The sequence below is a fragment of the Actinokineospora lacus genome (assembly GCF_053813445.1).
Map to the genome: position 1 here is coordinate 1 of NZ_JBQERA010000041.1, position 1032 is coordinate 1032.

Genomic DNA, 1032 nt, shown 5'->3' on the forward strand with positions numbered 1-1032 from the left:
TAGGCCGTGTCTCAAAGTTGTCGTAGCCAGATGTTGATGGCGGCGATGTGGATGGTGGCGGTGTAGCGGACGGCGAGTTTGTCGTAGCGGGTGGCGACGGCTCGGTGTTGTTTGAGCTGGTTGATGCCGCATTCGACCGCGTGGCGCTGCTTGTAGACCTCGTGGTCGAACGTCGGTGGACGACCACCGCGCTGACCTCGGTTGTGGCGGTGGTCAGCCTGATCGGACGGTTCGGCGATGGTGGCCTTGATCCCGCGTCGGCGCAGATAGGCGCGGTTCGCGCGGGAGCTGTAAGCCTTGTCCGCCAGCACTCGTTCCGGGCGGGTGCGCGGCCTGCCCGACCCGGACCGGTGTACGCGGATCTGCTCGAGCACCACGGTGAACAGGGGGCTGTCGCCGCGCTGCCCGGCGGTGACCAGCAACGACAACGGTTTGCGGTGCTGTTCACAGGCCAGGTGCAGCTTGCTGCTCCACCCACCCCGCGACCGTCCCAGCCCGTGATCATCCGGCTCGACGCCACCCTCAGCCGTGCCGGGCGGCTCGGCCTGAAGATCCCCCTTTTCCTGGCCCCGGCGGCGTGTTGGTGCGCGCGAGCGATCGTGGAATCCACGCTCACGTCCCACCCGATCAGACCCGCGGCATCAGCGCGGGCCTGCAGAGCGGCCAGGATCATCTGCCAGATCCCGGCCCGCTGCCAACGGCGGAACAACCCGTAGACCGCCCGCCACGACCCATACACCGCTGGGACGTCCCGCCACGGCGACCCGACCCGCACCCGCCAACGGATCCCATCGATGAGCTGCCGTTTCGTCCACTGCGACGGGCGACCCGATCTCACCCCGACCGGCAGCAGCGGTTCCAGAACCGCCCACTGCGCGTCGGTCAGATCAGCCCGCCCCGTCACCACTACGCTGGCCACGAGGTCTCCGGTAGTCACTGGTTTGCTTGGTCGCTAACCCGTCTACCGGAGACCTCACCTATCTGATCAACAACACGCCGGACCAGCACACACGACTTCGAGACACGGCCTAG

The 1032-nt window shown here is 67.2% G+C and carries 1 protein-coding gene; it reads right to left on the minus strand.

Annotated features, from left to right (window positions below; translation table 11 throughout):
- Positions 1-11 precede the first annotated feature (11 nt).
- A protein-coding gene (locus ACTG9Q_RS32955) for an IS5 family transposase (protein WP_455576860.1) occupies positions 12-904 on the minus strand; the annotation gives its coding sequence in 2 pieces (ribosomal slippage) (positions 12-505 and positions 505-904; 894 coding nt in all).
- Positions 905-1032: the final 128 nt, after the last annotated feature.